Origin of the sequence: Fusibacter paucivorans, from assembly GCF_018390735.1 — a bacterium.
GTDB classification, from domain to species: Bacteria; Bacillota; Clostridia; order Peptostreptococcales; family Acidaminobacteraceae; genus Fusibacter; species Fusibacter paucivorans.
In genome coordinates, this window is sequence record NZ_JAHBCL010000022.1 from 69,205 (window position 1) to 88,057 (window position 18,853).

Below are 18,853 nucleotides of genomic sequence, written 5' to 3' on the forward strand. Positions count from 1 at the left end.
ACCTCCTACTTACCTGAAAAAAAGCGCATTGGATTATAAACGGTCATCATTTCGAAATCCGTTAGTGAGATTCTTTCGAGTAACGCTTTTTTCAGATCTGTCAAAATATATTGAAAACCCGGTGTACCGCCATAGGCGGGCAAGTAATTCTTCTTGCCCATGTCACCGGATAAAAAGACTTGTTTGCCGTAGCCGCGTGCAAATAATGATGCAATCATTTCAACTCTGAATGCATCACGATTATCGAGCTCTCGACCGATATGATCGATGAGTATGTTGACGCCCATATCACAGAGCCGGCATGCATAATCAATATCTAGGCTGCTGTCGATATGTCCTAGGAGAACATGCTTCGGGTCGACATCATGCGCTATAAAGGCACGCACTTGTTCAATACCCATTGTACCGCGATCACAGTGTGTGCTGATGGGGATGCCGGTTTCGAGATGAACTCTTGAAACGGCTTCAATGGCGCGGTATTCTTCCGGTTCAATGTGGTTTAAACTCGTTCCGGCCTTGATGACGCCTGGCAAAACAGTCGTGTCATCCATGCCGTTTTGGACGTCGTTCAGTAAAACTTCATAGAGCGTCTGATTGGATTCGTCAGCAAACCAAGGCGGCATAAAAAGCTTTTTATGATACCCTGTACAGGCGATGACGTGTACATCCGTGCGTTCGGAAATCGCTAAATAACCTTTGATATTTCGACCGTAGTGAAGCGGTGTCATTTCAACAATGGTTTGTCCGCCTTGCGCTTTAAAGGACTGTACTTCTGCTGTCGTCGCTTCGAGATCATCGAGTGTATAATCTGTGTATTTAGCATCTTGCAGCTGCGGTTTTACGAGTAAGTGTTCGTGTGCGTAGGTAATGCCGAGTGCTTCTGGTTTGACAGTGCCTTGGACTGTCATCGGATAATTTTTCATAATGGGCCTCTCTTCTCTCAAATGTGCTAGTCATTTGCGGTATTTGTCCAATTGGCCTTGTCATTGAAAATTTGTTTATGGTTATTCACATTATATATCAAAGTGACGTGCAAAACAAAGGAAGAATATTGGTTGGTCAAAAGATACTGTGACGGTTGGAAGTGCTGTATTTGCGATGACATCAATAAGGATAGTGCATGAGAAAAGCTTGAAATATCATCTTATTTATGGTTAAATGTTTGCAAATAAATTTGAAATGATCATCAGGCGATTAATCGTCAACAGCATATCAACTGCACAGTTTGGCGATGGCAAGAAAGGAGAGGCGATGCTTCCTAAAATAGAACTTCACTGTCATTTGGATGGGAGTTTAAGATTCGAGACAGTGCGTGACCTGCTCGAATTATTAATGACTGATACATTGAAAGATTCATTGACGCCTATATTGAACGGTCTATCGACCGATACTGTGATCGAGGATGATGAGAGGGCGTGGGTACGTGAATTACTTGCGGATGATGAATTGCTGAGGCAACATCTTTCAGCACCAGTACCGTGTTTATCGCTCGACATGTATTTGAAATGCTTTAAGATTCCAATGATGGTACTTCAGAATGAAATGGCGCTTGAGCGCGTTGCTTATGAACTCATGGAGGATGCATGGGAGGACGGCGTCAAATATATTGAAATACGCTTTGCCCCACAGCTTCACACGGCGCGAGGTTTATCCCTTGAGGCGATCATCGGTGCGGTACTGGCTGGAATTGAACGTGGAGAACGGACATATGACATCCGTGGTCGGCTCATTTTAGGTTACCTTCGCAATACAAATCCAGACGGCATCTATGATGTAATTCGGGCGGGAGTGCCGTTTTTGCATAAAGGGGTTGTTGCTGTTGATCTCTGCGGCGGCGAACATGATTTGTTCTCCAGCCGATTTGAGGCGGCATTTACCTATGCGCGTGAAAAGGGATACCACATTACAGTCCATGCAGGTGAGACGGGAATCTTGGGCAATATTAAGGAAGCCATAGAAATATTGAAAGCCGAGCGCATTGGGCACGGAACGGCGCTTATACAATCGCCGGCGCTGTATACTGCCATCAAGGCAAGCGGTGTGACGCTTGAATGCTGTCCAACGAGCAATCTTCAAACGAAGGCCGTAACAGCTATTGAAAATCATCCGATCGATAGTTTTAGAGAAGCAGGCATTGCGGTGACGCTAAATACTGACAATCGAACGGTTTCACAGACGACGATGACGCGAGAATGGCAGCTGACAGCGGGTGCTTTTGCGTGGGATGAAGCCGCTTGCCGTGCCATAACGCTACAAACCATTGATGCGATTTTTGCCGAAGAAGCGGTTAAAGTGTGGCTGCGGGAAATGCTTTGAATAAAAAAGCCCAGCATTTATTGAAATGCAGGGCTTTGCTTTTTTCGTATTCACATCATGACTCGGATCAAGAGGCGACAAAGATCAAGCGGGCTAGAAATCCAAGGAGATACAGATCAAATCGGATACGGATCAAGGCAAGTGATAAATGGCGCCGCCAATAAGGCGATCACCTTGATAACAGACGATCCCTTGACCGGGTGCAATCGCTCTGACGGAAGTTTTAAAGGATAATTGAACAATGTCGTCGCCGCATCTCAAAAGTTCAGCATCGTAAAATGGCGACCATTGGCTGGTTTTGATGCGTACAGCCATCTGCTCAGGGGCTGTGGGCGAGATAAAATGAAAATGGGTAAGGATGAGGGTCTCTTGATAGAGATCTTTTTCTTCGCCCAAAATGACTTGGTTTTCAATTGCATTAATACCTGTGACGACATAACGTCCGGAAAGTGCAGGATTGAGCTTTCGCTTTTGACCGATGGTATAATTTGCCGTACCAAGGTGACGACCGAGACGCTTTCCATATTTATCGACAAAAAAGCCGATTTCACTGGCGCGGCTTTGCTGCGCTTTTAAAAAATGGGTTTGCTTGCCGTGTTCGATAAAGCAGATCCCCTGACTGTCTCGTTTTTCAGCCTTTCTTGCGTCATGGGCGGCATAGGTGCGCCGGAGTTCCGTTTTAGAAACAATTTTGCCTAGAGGCAGTATAAGCTGTGCGAGTTGTTCCTGTGTCAGGTGAAAGAGATTATAGCTTTGATCTTTTGCGGTGTTGACAGCGCGCTCAACAGCGTATTCGCCGAGGTTGGAATCGTAAACGATCTGTGCATAATGTCCTGTTGCAAACTTTTCCGCACCGTGCTTGCGTGCAAAATCCAGAAGCAGTCCGTATTTAAGCTTTTGATTGCAGATGAGGCATGGATTTGGCGTTTCTCCGGCTTCATAGGCATGAATAAAAGCATTGATGACTTCCTTTTTAAAGGCATCGTGCAAAGGAAGAACGGTGTGCGTAATACCAAGCTGGTCGGCCACCTCCGAAGCGGATTCGATTTCAGCTGTTTGATGGTCGAAGAGCGACATGGTAATCCCCATGACATCGTGTCCGGCTTTTTTTAGTTGCAATGCAGTGGCGGCACTGTCGATGCCGCCGCTTAATCCCACGGCAATTTTCATCGAAAACCTTCTTAATGATTAATAGAAAAATGTATTGAATAACAGTGATCAAACAGCGGTAATGAAGAAAGGCAATTTTCTTAAAAAATTATTATTTGATCGTATGGCAAGAATTGAAAACCCAGCGCGTCGTATGTTGTATACGGCAATGCTGGGCATCGTGGTCTAATTAAGATAATGTGCGGTCGTCGCCAAGAAAGGCAATGGCGATCATATCAGGGCCGACATGAGAAGCAATGGTCATCGAAAGTTCAGAAACGATGACATTGGGGATATTTCCCTGTTCTTCGATTAATTCTTTTAACAGCAGGACGTCATCTAAACAATTGCCATGACCAATCAGAATGGCTTTGGCTTCTTGACGGTCAAGATGTTTTTCGAGTTTCTGCGCCAGAAGCGAAATTGATTTTTTTCGGCCTCTCACATTGCTGTATGGCTTTAGAACGCCAAACTGATCTACAGTAAGTGTCGGTTTTACATTCAGCACATTGCCGACGAGTGCCGTCGTTGCAGAAATGCGACCGCCGTTTTTTAAATAGTTCAAGTCGTTGACGCCAAACCAGTGATGGCATTTGAGTTTATAAGATTCGATCCATTCGATAAGTGCGTCAAATGACATGCCCGCTTCGGCGCGCATCAGTGCTTCAACGGCAAGAACCCCTTGGCCGATGCTGGCGCTGAGCGTATCGACGACTTCGATACGTGCATTTGGAAATTGTTCAAGAATTAGATTTTTTGCAATGACGGCGCTATTGAAAGTGCCGCTCATGCCGGAAGAGAAGCCGAGATAGACAACTTCAAAACCAGCTGCTATATATTCTTTAAACAGCATCTCAAAGCGATAGGCGTTGATCTGAGAGGTGTTTGGCATTTTCCCCTGACGCAGAATATTGTAAAATGCTTTATGGCTGTAGGTTTTACCTAAATCATCAATGCGCGTTTCATCATCAAATTGGATGGGCATTCCGATAACATGAAGGCGGTCGGCATTGGCTTCAACGAAATCAAGCGGCAAATCGCAGCAAGAATCTGTGATAATCTTTATGGACATTTAATCCCTCCCCACTTTGATTTAAAAACTGATATCATTTCAAATGTTTGAAAGATGATTATCTCACGAATAAAAGGGCATCTAATCATAAATACCCCTTGAAAGCATCCAATACTAAATATACCACATTCCCATTATAACTGAAATAACAATTTAGCGCCACATGGATTATTCGTGTGAACAGCAGATCATTTCGAAGAATGTTCCTGTTAAATGACTATATTCATTTAATCCGGCGTTAACCCTTTCGTTTTTAGGGTATAAACTTCATGATTTAGATCGAATGAGGAGGGTATGAAGCTTGTTGGATATTGTCATTATAGGTGGCGGTGTCGTTGGGTGCGCCATCGCTAGAACATTATCAAAATATGATGTTGACATTGCACTGGTTGAACGCGAAAAAGATGTGTCGCTTGGCGCCTCAAAAGCAAACAGCGGCATTGTACACGGTGGCTATGCTGGGAAATACGGCACTCAGAAAGGCAAATTCTGTATCCGCGGCAATGCAATGTACCCGCAGCTTGAAAAGGAGCTGAATTTTGGCTTCAATCCCATTGGCGGCGTGATGCTCGCCTTTGAACCAGAGGATTTTGAAGTCATTGAGAAACAAATTGAAAATGGCAAAAAAGTCGGTCAAAACGACATGGTTCGCATGTCGAGGGATGCCATGCTGACCATGCTGCCACATGTTAATCCAGCTATTTTAGGCGGCGTTTATATTCCGAGTATCGGTATTGCGTCGCCTTATGAATTAACCATTGCACTGGCTGAAAATGCTATGGCAAACGGTGTTGCATTTCACCTTGGTCAAACAGTGACTGGGCTAAAGCGCAACGAGGTTGGCGGCTTTGATGTTATGACAGATCATGGTATGCTGCAAACAAAGGTGGTCATCAATGCCGCCGGCAGATATAGTGGTCAAATCGCAGCCATGGTCGACGATGAAATTATGATTAAGCCGCGGAAAGGTCAGTATATTTTACTGGGGAAAGATCAAGCGCATTTAGCGTCCAAAGTTATTTTTCAGACACCTGGACCAAAGGGAAAAGGTATCTTGGTAACGCCAACAGTACGCGGTAATTTAATGATTGGTCCAGATGCTGAAGATTTGATGCAGGATGTGAATACGGACACAACTGTTGAAAACCTGACAGCAATTGTGGAGAAGGCAAGGCAGTCTGTACCGGCTTTTGATCTGCGCCGTTCACTGACGACTTTTTCAGGTGTACGTGCGATTGCAGCAGATGGTGATTTTATCGTAGAGCGCAGTGCGTGTGAAGGCGTCTATCATGCTGCCGGGATTGATTCGCCAGGATTTACAAGTTCACCGGCGATTGCGGCTTATATGGCAGAATTGCTTTTGGAAGATGGTATTATCCAGCGGGAAAAAGAAGCGTGGTCGCCTGAACGCCGTGGTATCGTCATTCCCAAGGCGTCTGACTTTAAAGGTGATTTAGAAAGTGATGATCCTGAAAAGCATATTATTTGCAGATGTGAACGCGTCACTGAAGCTGAAATAGTCGACGCCATGTCTCGGGGCATTTTGCTCGACAGTACTGATGCGATTAAGAGGCGAACCAGAGCGGGTATGGGCAATTGTCAGGGACAATTTTGCGGTTCTAGGGTCAAGGCCTTGATGGCAGAGACACTGGGGGTAGATCCGGAACAAATATCAAGGCGAACGGAGACGGCACCGCCACCTCAACGCGTTGATATTCAAACGATTCGAAAGATGAAATAAATGCTGAAAATGAAATAATAAATCGGAGGACTGTCTAGAGAAAAGAGGCGAGCAAAATGGATCAAGCGCAATTGAAGCAGATGATGGAAGATCTCAAGTTGTTTTTTAAAGCGGCATTTGATATGGGCGAACGTTCCACGAATATTATTCGAAAAGAAGCAATGGATGAACTGGATAATTTTATGCTGCTTTGCTATGGTGATTTGTTGGGGATTCCTATTCCGACTTCCTATTATACGCTGGAACTTCTGCCTTATATTGCAGAAGATTTGGAGGGTTGGGAAAGACGCATTTTAAATCGTAAGAGCGTTGTAAACGATCGATGGGGCGATTTTTGCTGTTAGTCGGAAGGGAGGCTTTTCGAATGAATAAATTTGTATTTTTTGGTGGCAAAGGCGGTGTTGGCAAGACGACTTCTTCAGCCGCTTATGCTTATCATTGTTCAAAAGAAGGGCAGAAGACCCTTGTGGTTTCCACCGATCCGGCACATTCGCTGTGCGATATTTTTCAAATGCCCATTGGCCCCAAAGTCATAACCATCGGCCTGAACCTTGATGCGCTGGAAATTGACCCGGCGCTTGAGAGTGAAGCCTACATTGAACGGATCAAGATTAATATGAAAGAAACGGTCAGTCCGGTTATTATTGGCGAAATTGAAAAACAACTTGATGCCGCTTCTGTTTCGCCGGGATCGGAAGAATCAGCTATCTTTGACAAGATGATTGAAATTGTCAATGACTATGGAGATCGCTATGACAAGATAATCTTCGATACGGCGCCGACGGGACATACGTTAAGATTGTTGTCACTGCCAGAACTCTTGGGAGGATGGCTTGACAAATTGATCGAAAAGCGGGAAAAGGCCGTTAAACTGCTTCAAATTGCTAATCGCGATGTCAAAAAACCCGTTTCAGAAGATCCTATTGTTTCAATATTATCCAAGCGGAAAGAAAGCTTGGAAAAGGCGCGTGCGACATTGATAGATGCGGCGCATATTAGTTTTGTATTTGTTTTAAATCCAGAAAAAATGCCGCTTGAGGAAACGAAGAAAGCGGTTGCCGTCTTAGAAAAATATCATATCCCCGTCAATGATATCGTCGTTAACCGCATTTTACCGGACCATATGACTGATTCATTTTGGCAGGCTAGAAAAACACTGGAAAAGCAGTATCTTTCTGAAATTGACAGTTCATTTAGAAATCAGCGTATTATTAAAATACCGCTGCTTGATTCTGACGTCAGTGAGGCGCATATTGCCGCGATCGCGGCTTATTTCAATGAGATCAGTCAATAAAAAGAAATAAGGAGAAACGCATGAAAGTAAAACTCAGCGAGCTACTAAATCAATCGACGCCGGTTGGCAATAAACTTGCACCTGAGGAGAGGGAAAGACGTATCAAACAATTGGATCCTGTTGCATTTGAAGTGACGCAGAACAGCGCAACAGAGAGACCGTTTTCACATGCTTACAATGCAGAAGACAGGGAAGGCATTTATGTCGATATCGTTTCAGGCAAACCGCTTTTTTGTTCGAAAGACAAATTCGATGCAGGGTGCGGATGGCCTAGCTTTACCAAGCCAATTGATTCTGAAACGATTGATTATCAGGAGGATTATTCACATCATATGGTGCGTGTTGAGATAAAAAGTCATGATTCTGACAGCCATCTTGGACATGTGTTTGACGATGGCATAGAACCGACGGGACTGCGCTATTGTGTCAATGGCGCAGCGCTTAGATTTATTCCCAAAGAGCGCTTGGAACAGGAAGGGTATGGCAGCTGCTTGGCGCTTTTTGACGAATAGGATGCATGCCGGGTAATGATGCACCTTTGGACAATGATGCATTTGGCGCCAATAGACATTGTAAGAATGCGTATTTAAATTTGGATATTGTTATGAATAGGAGGCGTACATGAAGAAAGTATTAATTGCAGGACTCATACTCGTGCTTAGTATGATGGTGCTGACAGGATGCCAAGGCGAGGTGAAAGCGGAAGAACCGCTAAAAATTGGCATGGAACTTAAATATCCGCCGTTTGAAACAAAAGATGCGGACGGGAATCCGGCAGGCGCATCTGTTATGCTGGCCAATGCACTTGGTGAATATTTAGGGCGTGATATTGAAATTATTGACACGCCTTATACGAGTTTGATTCCGGCACTCGAACAGGGCAACATCGATCTGATTATCTCTTCAATGACGATTACACCATCAAGAGAAGAGGTTGTCGACTTCTCAGAACCATACACGACGAGTCAGCTGATGATGCTCGTGTATAAAGATTCTAAAGTGCAGTCAGCAGCTGATCTCAATGATCCGGATGTCATCATCGCTTCCAAGACGGGAACAATCGGTGCCATTTGGGCAGAGGGCAATGCGCCGGAGGCGCAAATTAAGAACATTGACGAAGAAGCCAGTGCGGTTCTCGAAGTGGCCCAGGGAAAGGCCGATGTGTTTATTTACGATCCGCTTTCAATCATCAGACATCATGAAAATTATGCCGATACGACTCGTGCGGTATTAGAACCGCTTCCAAACACCAAAGGATGGGGAATCGCAATGCGGAAAGGTGAAGAGGCGCTTAAAGAACAGGTGAACGCCTTCATCGAAAAGGCCAAAACGGATGGTACTTATGATAATATTAGAGAAACGTATTTACAGGATAAAATTAAAGAGTTTGAAGACTACGGCCTTGACTTTTTCTTCTAAAGTGAATACGGATAAAACAACTGTTAATTGAAGGGGCGTCCCCAATTGCTTGAAGGGGACGCCTATTAATGAAAGGGCAAATTATGAAAAAAAGCATCAGTTTTGCACTCGCGCTCATTGCCTATTTATTCTTTTTCTATTATGTTATGGTGCTCGCAGTTGATAAAGTCTCTGATTACAGTATTTATGCAGTCTACTGGCGTGTTATATTCAGAGGATGGCTGACAACCATTATGCTCAGTGGCCTTTCGCTCTTGCTGTCATTGCTCGTCGGTCTCGTTCTGTATCTAATGGTGGAATCAAAAATTAGTTTCTTCTATTTCTTGGCAGAAATTCACAAGACCATTATTTTTGGGACCCCGCTGCTCGTCGTGGCCATTGTCGCCTATTACTATATCGGCGACGCCTTTCACATTGATTCAAAATTCTGGGTTGGCGTGTTGACCCTAGCGCTTTATATTGGCGCCTATATATCCGATATCTACAAAGGTGCGATTGAAGGCATTCATGAAAATCAGTGGCAGACGGCGAAAATGTTTGGCCTCACTAAATACCAGACTTATCGCTATGTAATTTTTCCACAAGTATTAAAGAGTATTTTGCCGCCATTGGCTGGACAGTTTGCTTTGACCATTAAAGGGAGTGCTTTGCTCTCCTATATGGCAACAGATGAATTTTTGAATACTGTCAAAACGGTACAGTCCATTAGTTTTCGGTATCCGGAGGGCTTTATCATTATTGCGATCGGCTATTGGCTTTTAACCGTTCCATTGGTTGTTGTCGTTAGAATATTTGAAAAACGCGTCAATTATAAGGAGCAGACATGGAACTTAAAATAAACGGATTGAGCAAGTATTATGGCAGCAAACAAGTTCTGTCAGATATTCATATTAATGTTTCGAACTTGCAGGTGCTGTCACTCATCGGGGCATCCGGCAGCGGCAAATCTACGCTGCTGAGACTGATTGCCGGATTAGAGCCTTATGAAACCGGCGAAATTATTGTCAATGGTACTGGGATTAACCAAGGTGATTTATCTGACTACCGAAAGAATGTTGGCTTTGTTTTTCAAGATCACAATCTTTTTGCACACCTTTCCGTATTAGACAATATTTTGCTTATTCTCGACAAGGTGCATCATCTAAATGATTCTGAAACGAGAGCGCGCGTCATTTCACTGCTCAAGCAATTTGGCCTCGAAGAACATATGCACAAACTGCCGCATCAGATCAGTGGTGGACAGTCGCAGCGCGCGTCTATTGTCAGAGCGCTAGCCATTGAGCCGGAAATTATTTTACTCGATGAACCCACTTCGTCATTGGACCCCGTACTCACTTATGAAGTGCTGACGGCGATAAAAAAGCTGGCAGAGAATGCAAGAGACTTTATTATTGTGACTCATGAAATCGGTTTTGCAAAACATATCGCTGATTATGTGATCTTTATGGAAGACGGTAAAATTATTGAACACGGCAGCAATGCTATTCTCGATTCACCGCAGACGGCACAGTTAAAACATTTTCTGGATAAAGTCCTGTCATTCACGGCGTAAAGTCCTAATCATGCGGTTGATAGACCTCGGTTTTATGACAAAGTGTATCATTTGTGAACGAAATGTAAATCATAGGGGACGGTACTTGAATTATCCTTCCGTTGTGCTATACTATAGCCAAGGTGAGGTGATGATATGGCACGAAAAGCAAGAAAGCTAGATGCTTTCGGAATCTATGCCATCCGTCAGACCGCTTCTGATAACAGGCCTTTGTTTCAGGATGATGCAGATCGGGTTAAATTTTTAAAGATTGTCAAACAGGCAAAAATGCGTTTTAAGTTTAAACTTTATGCATTTTGTGTTAAAGCATCCTCGCATTATGATCTGATTATTGATGCAAACGGCAGCGACTTGTCACAAGTGATGAAATCCATTAATATCGCCTATGCGATGTATGTTGGTGCAGAGGGCAAGCTCTTTAAAGATCGTTATAAGAGTGAGCAGTTGTTAACAGGCGATCCGGTAAGATCGCGAATAAGGCAGTTTTTAGATGAGCAGATGTCTTGTGAACATCTACAGGCTTTTGAATCGGTAACATCTGTTATTGATCTTTATGCAGAGGGCGATGAGGGTACTGATGATACGACGGTTTGTGAAAATTGTCTTCAGGATATGGATGCCGCGGTAATGAAGCTGGCAGAAATCGCCAGAACAAGGCAATGCCCTGTGGGCTCGCTATTAAAAGATAAGGTAACCCGTGACCAGCTGATCTTAGATTTTAGAAGATCATCAACGCTTTCACTAAAAGAATTGGGAGAGGTCTTTGGCGGTCTGTCCGAAAGTACTGTATGTAAGATATTGAAAGATCAATGCCGCAAGGCATTTTAAAAAGCAAAGCAATTCAAGTAACGTCCCCGATGTAGGGGGGAAGGAGTTCGTCATGAATTTAAATTTCGATTTCGGCAGTGTTAAGAAATCACCTGCACTTGATGAGAATATTCTTTACGATGTACTCATCATCGGCACGGGTCCGGCGGGTTTGAACGCTGCACTCTATGCAAAGCGAAAGGGTCTTTCCGTAGGGATGTTCACTTCAAAGATGGGTGGCCAAGTGGTTGATACGTCAATTGTAGAAAATTATTTGGGTATTCAGCAAGTAACGGGTGAACAACTGGTTGAGCAGTTTGTTGCACATGTTAATGCGCTTAAGATTCCAATACTTAAGGATGCAGAGGTCCTGAAGATAAAAAAAGATGAAGACGGCTTGTTTAAGATACAAGCATCCGGTTTTAAGATATATCGTTCTAAAACCGTTATTATGACAACAGGCAGCAAGCCGAGAAAGCTTGGCGTAAAAGGTGAGGATACTTATCTGGGCAGAGGGGTTGCCTACTGTGCCATCTGTGATGGTCCACTGTTCGAAGATCGCAATGTCATTGTTGCTGGCGGCGGCAATTCAGCAATCGAAGCGGCAATTGATCTCTCGAAAGTTGCAAAGCATGTACAAGTTGTCCATCGAAGCCAGCTTAGAGCCGATCAAATTATCGTAGATAAGTTAAAAAATATTCAGAATATAGATATTTTACTGGAGACGAAAATTGTTGAGGTCAAAGGCGATCAGCTCGTCAATGGCATTATCGCTGAAGATAAATCGGGTAAGACGATTGAAATACCTACAGACGGTGTTTTTGTTGAAATCGGTTATTTGCCGAATAATGCACTGGCAAAGGGATTGGTTGAACTCAACGACCACGGTGAAGTGAAAGTGAATTTACGGGCGGAGACTTCTTTGCCTGGGCTGTTTGCAGCCGGGGATGTGACAGATGTCCCATATAAACAAATTGTTATCAGTGCCGGCGATGGTGCTAAAGCAGCACTTTCGGCCAATGATTACATTAATAAAATGAAATAGCAAACGCATGTTAAACGCATTGAATGCACACTGAAGATGCTGCCGAAAACGCGGCCAACTAACAGGAGGTTTAAAATGAAATTATTAAACGATGACTTAAGAAACCAATTGAAAGAAGTATTCCAAGACATGAAAGATGATGTAACAATTGCTGTCTTTACAAAGTCGGGAACTTGCAATACCTGTACAGAAACCATATCATTTATGGAAGAGATCGAAACCCTCAGCGATAAAATTCACTTAAAGAAATTAGACATTGAAAACGATGCAGAACTTGCTAAAGCCTATGATGTACAAATGGTGCCAAGTATTGTTCTCTTAAATAAAGATGAAGCTTATGTCGGTATCAAATTTAACGGTATTCCGGCTGGACACGAAATTAATTCTTTCATTCCAGGGATTCTAGAAGTTTCCGGTTCAGGTGAACAACTGCCTGAAGGCTTTTTGAAACAATTAGAAACGGTTAAAAAGCCTGTCAATATTAAAGTGTTTGTAACACTAAGCTGTCCACACTGCCCGGGTGCTGTTCAAAAAGCACACAAACTGGCGCTCGAAAATGAATTTATTAATGCGGAAATGATTGAAGCACAGACGTTTGATGAGATTTCAAATAAGTTTAACGTATCCAGTGTACCGAAAATCGTTATTAACGATCAATATGAATTCGTTGGTAATCAGCCGCTTGAAGTCTTTGTTGAAGAAATTCAAAAGACACAGGCATAAAAATTTTCCGATATCATGCATGAGGCTGCGGAACGGTTTGAAATAGATTAAATAAAATATCAATGGCAAACACCGGAATGTATTCCGGTGTTTTTGCACTGGATATCTGTTTTCACCGACTGTTTCGGCAGATCATAAAGATAAAATCAAAATATAATTTGTAGGTTTATACCCTTGATTGTATTCACATGTAGAAGGAGTGGATCGTGACATTTTTGAAATTAAACAATGGCATTCAGATGCCTTTATCAGGTCTTGGGACTTGGGATTTAAACGGTGAGGAATGCATTGATACCGTTGCGACGGCATTGCAAAATGGTTATCAGCTAATTGATACGGCACAAATGTACGGCAATGAGCAAGCAGTTGGTGCGGGTATTAAGAAGAGCGGCGTTAAGCGAGATCGTTTATTTCTAACCACGAAGCTATACAGGAGAAACAATAGCTATAATAAGGCCAAAAGTGCAATTGATGAATCACTTAAAAAACTAAATGTGGACTATGTTGATTTATTATTGCTGCATGAGCCCCATTCGCAGGAACTGGAAATGTACAGGGCGCTGGAAGAGGCGTATAGAGCCGGCAAAGCGAGAGCAATTGGCATTTCAAATTATGATAAAGACAGGTATGTGCAGTTCATTGAAAAATGTGATGTGCTTCCCGCCGTTAATCAGCTCGAAGCACATGTTTATTATCAGAAATGGGCGTATCAGGAATTCATGAACGAGCAGGGGACACAAATGCAGGCGTGGTCTCCGTTAGCACAGGGAATAGATCGAATTGCTGAACTGCCGGTACTAAAAGATATTGGCATGAAATACCAGAAGTCAGGCGCCCAAGTAGCGCTTCGGTTTTTAGTACAAAGGGGCATTTCCGTGATTCCAAAATCTAGACATAGGGAACGTCTATTAGAGAACTTAGCAATCTATGATTTTAATCTTTCAAACGAAGAAATGAATCAAATCAAAAAAATAGATCGAAACGATACGCTGTTTCCATGGACAAAGGCGTTTTAATAACATTTGGGCATAAACAAGATTGGATATTTTAAAATTGCACAATCTATCAGGGCAATGAAGCAGTGTCCATTGAATTGCGACGGATTACATTAAACCGTTCATTTGAGATTTCTCGAAACAAATCGCCGCAATCAGAACGAAGTCGAATGACGGTTAAATCTTTAGAGCCAGTTCTCATAGACGTTTGGGGACTGGTTATTTTATGCTATAATGAAAATAATGAGCATAGACAGTGAGGAATAGCAGCATGAAACAATCAGAAAATAAAATGGGCTATCTGCCCATCCCGAAACTAATTATGACGATGTCGCTCCCTGCGGTGCTGTCGATGATGGTACAGGCGCTTTACAATATTGTAGACAGTATTTTCGTCGCAAAAATCAATGAGGAAGCGATTACGGCACTGTCTCTGGCATTTCCAGTACAGCTCGTCATCGTCGCTTGTTTTGTCGGCATGGGCGTCGGCATTAATTCGTCGATTTCAAGAAAACTTGGTGCGAAAGATACAGAAGGTGCAATGATGACAGCAGAACACGGTTTCTTAATTGCCGGTGTTCTCTATGGATTCGTTGCATTGTTGGGCTTGTTCTTTGTCGATCCATTTGTCAAACTTTTTACAGAGGATGCTTTGATTATTCGTTATAGTCACAGCTATTTAACCATTATTATGCTTTTCGCCTTTGGCCGTATCTTTGCACAGGTTGGCGTCAGCATTTTTCAGGGGACAGGTGAAATGCTCGTGCCAATGGTATCACAACTCATAGGTGCCGTAACGAATATCATTTTAGATCCGATTCTTATATTTGGGTATTTTGGTTTACCGGCGCTTGGCGTCCCGGGTGCTGCGATTGCAACGATTATTGCCCAAATTGTCTCGATGATTTTTGTCTTGTTGTATTTGACGCGTTTCAAACGTGTGATAACATTTAAACTTAAAGGCTTTCATGTGAATAGGCTTATTTTAAAACAGATTGTCATCGTTGGATTGCCCGCAGCAGCTATGCAGGCGCTGGCATCTGTAATGCTGGTGGGTTTAAACCTCATCTTAGCGGGGTTTACCACAACGGCAGTTGCCGTTCTCGGGATCTATTATAAATTGCAGTCTTTTGTGTTTATGCCCGTTTTCGGCTTGTCGCAGGGATTAATGCCGATCGTTGGCTATAATTACGGCGCTCGTAATAAGACGAGGCTAACATCTGCATTAAAATTGGCACTGGGTATTGCTTTTGCATATATGACACTGGGACTTGTGGTTTTTCAACTGTTCTCACGCGAAATGATCTTGTTGTTCAGTGGCACCGAAGATATGCTGGCAATTGGTAAACATGCATTTCGAATCATCAGCATGGGTTATCCGCTCGCTGCGATTTCCATCGTTATCAGTACGGCTTTCCAAGGGCTGGGGGATGCCTATTTGAGTATGATCGTCGCGTTTATTCGTCAGATTATCGTATTGCTGCCATTGGCGGCACTTCTTGGAAAATTCTTTGGAATCGACACACTGTGGTATGCCTTTTTCTTTTCTGAAGTTGTAGGCACGAGCGTTGTGCTTTGGTTTTATCAAAAAACATATCGGACAAAAATTGCAATGCTGGAGGAAACGTCGTCATGATTTTAAATATTTTATTATTGGCAGTTGCATTGGTACTCGGTGTCGGGCTCTATCTTTCGAGACAGGCGATGTATCCTAAGACGAGAAGTGACGACTCTGTCTGGCAGGCCGAGCTAAAACGTATGCCAATACTTGAAACTTTTTATAATAATGCAGCAATTGAAAGTGTTTTGATCCAATCACACGATACGTATATGCTTTCCGGATGGTGGCTTAAATCGCCGGCGGCGAAAGGTGTTGTGATCGTCGTTCATGGGATTCGGCTGAATAAATTTGCCTCTGTCAAGTACATGCGCATGTTTCACGATCTGGGCTATCATGTTTTGGCTTATGACCAGCGCAATCACGGTGGAAGCGGTGGCGATTTTACGAGCTATGGGGTTTTGGAAAGTGAAGATTTAAAATGCGTAGTCGATTGGGTACAGGCAAGAACGTCAAATCTTCTTGATATTTATACGCATGGTGAATCGATGGGTGCGGCAACAGTGCTGATGCATGCTGCAAAAGACAGTCGGATTCAAGGGACAATTGCCGATTGCAGTTTTTCAGAAGCTGAACGCACCTTTAAAGAACGATTAATGATAGATTATCATTTGCCTAAATGGCCGTTGATGTTTTTCGCGGATGGCTTTAACCGACTTAAAACGGGTATTGGATTTCAGGATATGAGTCCGTTAAAAACGCTGTCGGACATTAGTGCACCGGTAATGATTATACATGGTACCACAGATCGTTATGTGCCCATTGCACATGCGGAACAGCTTTATCAGACACTTGAATCATTTGGAAAAGTCCCCGTTACATTTTTCCCGGTGGAAGGAGCGGGGCATGCTAAGTCGATTTCGACGAATTACGAAGCTTATCTGGTGGGATGTGAATCATTTTTGACGGACTGTGCACGTATACAGGCAACTGACGCGGCGGTAACTGCGTAATTGATGAATGACAAATGAGATTTGTTGCGGAAGGAGGAAGTCGTATGTTTGAGCAATTAATGGATTCGCTGTACGAGGGGATTTATATCGTCGATGGCAATCGAAAGATTACTTTTTGGAACAAAGGCGCGGAACGAATCACGGGATTTAAGCCGGAAGATGTTATCGGCAAATACTGTCACGATAATATTCTAAATCACGTTGATGCCCAAGGAAGGTTGCTTTGTCTAAATGGCTGTCCGCTCCATATGACAATTAAGGATCGGCTGCCGCGTGAAAGTCACCTCTTCGTACAGCACAAAAAAGGCTACCGCATTCCCGTAACGATTAAGACAGTACCACTCGAAGGGGCAGAGGATCCGTTGTCGGTTGCAGAGATTTTCACTGAAAATTACAATGTAGGTGACAATATCCCAGTAATGGCATGTCCTGAACCTGAACTCATCAAGGATCAAATAACCGGTTTGCCAAATCGTGAATATTTAGAGCAGCTCTTAAGGCATCATATTAGTTTAAACCGCACACTGAATTTGCAGTTTGGTGTTATTCTCACCGATATTGATACTTTTGAGGAATTTAATAATATCTATGGAAGGCGCCTAAGTGATGATGTGATGCGGATGCTGGCGAAGACGTTGACTGAGACATTTAGCCATGCAGAAGTCGTTGGCAGGTGGCGGCAAGATGAATTTTTGTTTATCTTTAGCGGTGCCTCTAAAGAACAGTTAAAAAATCTCGCTGAAGGTATTCGTATGCTGTCTGAAAGCAGTGCTCTGAGAGGTGCTACGTTTAAAGATGTCGATGTGACAATATCCGTGGGTGCAACGCGCTATCATGCCGGTGAGACGATGGAAAATCTAATCGCGAGAGCTTATGAACTTCTCAAGGCGAGCAAGCGAAAGGGAGGTAACTTTGTTACCGTCAAGTAAATACTTCAACAAGGTGAAAGTATGAAAGACTTATTAGATGCTCTGGAGCCAAAAGCTGAACAGAGTTTGAAAGAAAAATTTTTAAAACAGTTTATCCGCATTGTAGGATTCTACTGTTTAATCTATACAGTTGTCTATTTATCCCTAGGCGTTTTTCGACCGGCGATTATTGAGTTCATCGCCGGTGTAATCATTTGGGGGACACAATATACGCTGGGGACATCGCGGGAACGTGTGGGGATATACGGTATGTTGGTCGTAATTTACCTCGTCATTTTGATTCAAATCGTGTTATTTTTCGGTGGCATGTACAATTTTCAATATATGTTGATCGGGCATATTGGCATTGTTCTGCTCATATATGAGAATCGGCCGTTTTATTACCAGCTGCCAATGCTTTTGTATTTGTTGACAACGGTTGTTATTATTGTGACAAGTCACTTGTGGCAGGCCATTTATCCGGTTGCGTTTGATGCGCGAACGGTTAGCATCTTTCAATATACATCACAGTTTGCCGTTTTGATCGGCATCGTCTTCTTCCTTTTCTGGTTGACGGATAAAATGAAACAATTAACACAGTCGGTCGATTATCTAAAACAAATGGACGATTCTTTGCCTGTGCGAAAGCAAAGTGCGTTGATGCGCATTGGCAATCAGTTATTCGAAAAGGATCAGCATTTTATTCTCATGCTGATTGATACAGATCATTTTAAATCGATCAATGATACCTATGGTCATGATAAAGGCGATTTTGTCTTAAAAGCACTTGTGGAGAAAATCAGTTATTTTAATAGTCCGCAGAGTATGATCGCCAGATATGGCGGCAGCACTTTTGCTGTGTTGATGACGGGAACATCGCTTGAAATTGTAAAAGACCAAGCGGAATGGCTTCGCGGGGATATTGCTTCTGCCATGATTAAAATTGATGAATTCTTAAGCATTAATGTCACGGTGAGCATTGGTGTCGCAGAGCGCATGCCATCACATACCCGTTTCTCATCAACGCTATCCAGAGCAGACGAGGCGCTTTATCTCGCCAAGGCGCGCGGACGGGATCAAGTTGTGATTCTAGGCAAAATATAAGAGACCTTCGCCATTTACGGCTAGGGTCTCTTTTTCATGGTGTGCGTGCGTCCAGCAAAGCTGGACGTTGCTTGCTGGTGAAAGTCCAGCCATGGTAATCGCCAAGGAGCCATGTAGCCAGTCCCGGTGCGTCGCAGTAATGCGGGGTGCTGAGCGG

Annotated in this window: 19 protein-coding genes; 16 read left to right on the top strand and 3 right to left on the bottom strand. The window is 43.3% G+C overall.

Translation table 11 applies throughout. The annotated features are described in order from the left end of the window. Positions 1-5: 5 nt before the first annotated feature. The gene (locus KHM83_RS13055) at positions 6-923 is read right to left on the bottom strand and encodes a phosphotriesterase family protein (RefSeq protein ID WP_213237469.1); all 918 of its coding nucleotides are present in this window, start codon (positions 921-923) and stop codon (positions 6-8) included. 235 nt (positions 924-1,158) lie between these two features. Here KHM83_RS13055 and add point away from each other — a divergent pair, with 235 nt between their 5' ends. Beyond that, positions 1,159-2,316: an adenosine deaminase gene (add, locus tag KHM83_RS13060; protein WP_213237470.1), complete on the top strand. Its 1,158-nt coding sequence runs from the start codon at positions 1,159-1,161 to the stop codon at positions 2,314-2,316. A gap of 132 nt (positions 2,317-2,448) precedes the next feature. On the opposite strand, the gene mnmA is transcribed toward add, so the two are convergent. Beyond that, a complete protein-coding gene (gene mnmA, locus KHM83_RS13065) occupies positions 2,449-3,486 on the bottom strand; it encodes a tRNA 2-thiouridine(34) synthase MnmA (protein ID WP_213237471.1) in 1,038 nt (345 codons plus the stop codon). Between the two features lie 169 nt (positions 3,487-3,655). Continuing rightward, positions 3,656-4,537: a DegV family protein gene (locus KHM83_RS13070; protein ID WP_213237472.1), complete on the bottom strand. Its 882-nt coding sequence runs from the start codon at positions 4,535-4,537 to the stop codon at positions 3,656-3,658. 301 nt (positions 4,538-4,838) lie between these two features. Between KHM83_RS13070 and KHM83_RS13075 the strand changes: the two genes are divergently transcribed. The 15 genes from KHM83_RS13075 (at position 4,839) to KHM83_RS13145 (ending at position 18,696) form a co-directional block, all read left to right on the top strand. Further along, positions 4,839-6,278, top strand: coding sequence for an NAD(P)/FAD-dependent oxidoreductase (locus tag KHM83_RS13075; protein WP_213237473.1), 1,440 nt, complete (start codon positions 4,839-4,841; stop codon positions 6,276-6,278). 56 nt (positions 6,279-6,334) lie between these two features. Then, positions 6,335-6,622 (top strand): hypothetical protein, encoded by a 288-nt coding sequence (locus tag KHM83_RS13080; protein WP_213237474.1) that lies wholly within the window; start codon positions 6,335-6,337, stop codon positions 6,620-6,622. Between the two features lie 20 nt (positions 6,623-6,642). Continuing rightward, positions 6,643-7,572 carry an ArsA family ATPase gene (locus tag KHM83_RS13085; protein WP_213237475.1) on the top strand — a complete coding sequence of 310 codons (930 nt, stop codon included), beginning with the start codon at positions 6,643-6,645 and terminating at the stop codon, positions 7,570-7,572. 20 nt (positions 7,573-7,592) lie between these two features. Next, entirely contained in the window at positions 7,593-8,084 is a 492-nt protein-coding gene (gene msrB, locus KHM83_RS13090; RefSeq protein ID WP_213237476.1) for a peptide-methionine (R)-S-oxide reductase MsrB, read from the top strand. 109 nt (positions 8,085-8,193) lie between these two features. Further along, on the top strand, positions 8,194-8,991 hold the full coding sequence (locus KHM83_RS13095; RefSeq protein WP_213237477.1) for a transporter substrate-binding domain-containing protein: 798 nt from the start codon (positions 8,194-8,196) through the stop codon (positions 8,989-8,991). An 83-nt stretch (positions 8,992-9,074) separates the two neighbouring features. Further along, on the top strand, positions 9,075-9,830 hold the full coding sequence (locus tag KHM83_RS13100) for an ABC transporter permease subunit (protein WP_213237478.1): 756 nt from the start codon (positions 9,075-9,077) through the stop codon (positions 9,828-9,830). After that, on the top strand, positions 9,815-10,543 hold the full coding sequence (locus KHM83_RS13105; protein ID WP_213237479.1) for an amino acid ABC transporter ATP-binding protein: 729 nt from the start codon (positions 9,815-9,817) through the stop codon (positions 10,541-10,543). The genes KHM83_RS13100 and KHM83_RS13105 overlap by 16 nt, the downstream gene beginning before the upstream one ends. 135 nt (positions 10,544-10,678) lie before the next feature. Continuing rightward, complete coding sequence (locus KHM83_RS13110) at positions 10,679-11,371, top strand: transposase (protein ID WP_213237480.1); 693 nt, start codon at positions 10,679-10,681, stop codon at positions 11,369-11,371. Positions 11,372-11,423: 52 nt separating this feature from the next. Then, positions 11,424-12,395, top strand: a complete 972-nt coding sequence (locus KHM83_RS13115) for an FAD-dependent oxidoreductase (protein ID WP_213237481.1) — start codon at positions 11,424-11,426, stop codon at positions 12,393-12,395. A 75-nt stretch (positions 12,396-12,470) separates the two neighbouring features. Beyond that, positions 12,471-13,118, top strand: a complete 648-nt coding sequence (gene pdo / locus KHM83_RS13120) for a protein disulfide oxidoreductase (RefSeq protein WP_213237482.1) — start codon at positions 12,471-12,473, stop codon at positions 13,116-13,118. A gap of 206 nt (positions 13,119-13,324) precedes the next feature. Next, entirely contained in the window at positions 13,325-14,134 is an 810-nt protein-coding gene (locus KHM83_RS13125) for an aldo/keto reductase (protein WP_213237483.1), read from the top strand. Between the two features lie 250 nt (positions 14,135-14,384). Next, positions 14,385-15,749, top strand: a complete 1,365-nt coding sequence (locus KHM83_RS13130; RefSeq protein WP_213237484.1) for an MATE family efflux transporter — start codon at positions 14,385-14,387, stop codon at positions 15,747-15,749. Beyond that, positions 15,746-16,684 carry an alpha/beta hydrolase gene (locus KHM83_RS13135; protein ID WP_213237485.1) on the top strand — a complete coding sequence of 313 codons (939 nt, stop codon included), beginning with the start codon at positions 15,746-15,748 and terminating at the stop codon, positions 16,682-16,684. Before KHM83_RS13130 ends, KHM83_RS13135 begins: the two co-directional genes overlap by 4 nt. Positions 16,685-16,728: 44 nt before the next feature. Next, positions 16,729-17,613 carry a sensor domain-containing diguanylate cyclase gene (locus KHM83_RS13140; RefSeq protein ID WP_213237486.1) on the top strand — a complete coding sequence of 295 codons (885 nt, stop codon included), beginning with the start codon at positions 16,729-16,731 and terminating at the stop codon, positions 17,611-17,613. Positions 17,614-17,634: 21 nt separating this feature from the next. Then, positions 17,635-18,696, top strand: a complete 1,062-nt coding sequence (locus tag KHM83_RS13145; protein WP_213237487.1) for a GGDEF domain-containing protein — start codon at positions 17,635-17,637, stop codon at positions 18,694-18,696. Positions 18,697-18,853 lie beyond the last annotated feature (157 nt).